The sequence below is a fragment of the Actinomadura sp. BRA 177 genome, assembly GCF_013372625.1.
Classification (GTDB): domain Bacteria; phylum Actinomycetota; class Actinomycetes; order Streptosporangiales; family Streptosporangiaceae; genus Spirillospora.
In genome coordinates this window covers 1-810 of record NZ_JABXFD010000085.1, presented here as the reverse complement: position 1 = coordinate 810, position 810 = coordinate 1, and the positions used below count along the sequence as shown (strand labels likewise).

1 pseudogene is annotated in these 810 nt (G+C 75.6%); it reads right to left on the bottom strand.

The annotated features are described in order from the left end of the window. Window positions 1–15: 15 nt before the first annotated feature. Window positions 16–810 (bottom strand): annotated as a pseudogene (locus HUX53_RS01910) (hypothetical protein); the annotation flags it as partial.

Below are 810 nucleotides of genomic sequence, written 5' to 3'. Positions count from 1 at the left end.
TTGTGTTTTTTGTATTCAGCCAGAGGACGCAATACGGGATCGGGGTCCGCCTCGTGGGCTCGGAGATGTGTATAAGGGCCAGGCTCGTCCAGCGGACCGGGGCGGCGCCCAGCAGCCCGCGGCGAGCCGCGGGACGCCCGCGAGCGCGGCCAGCGCCCAGCAGCCCGCGGCGAGCCGGGCGCTGAACGCGCTCGTCCCGTCCAGCGCGATCCGGACGATCATCACGGTGCCGAGCAGCGCGGTCAGCGCGCCGAGCAGCATGATGCGGCGGCGGCTCGGCAATGGCTCCGGGGTGTCCAGCCGCTGCTCGTCGGCCCGCCCGGCGGCGGCCGGGGTGTTGTCGGTGGACGGCTCGGCGGGCGGTTCGTACGCCGCCGCCAGCAGCGCGGCCTCCTGGTCCAGGAGGCGCTTCTCGGCCGCGTGGTCGCGCGGCAGCGGGCCGCCGCCCGGGACGTCGTCCTCCAGCCCGGACAGGCGCAGCGCCTCGTCGAGGGCCGGGTCGAGCAGGTCGGTGGCCTCGCCGTCCAGGACGTGCATCGGGATGCCGAGCCGCCGGGCCGTGACGAATACGGCCAGGGGCTCCAGGCCCATCGCGGTCATGCCGCCGACGGCCGTCCGCCCGAACCGGTGGAAGACGGTCAGCACGCCGTCGCCGGTGGTGATGGCCAGGCCGTCGATCCGGGACCGCTCGTAGGACACCATGACCAGGCCGCCGCGGCCCAGCTTCTCCAGGCCCGCCGCCGACAGCCGCCAGTACGGCCGGGGCCGGCGCCGCCGCCCGTCCGGCACGGCGCCGAGCAGCCACGGGAT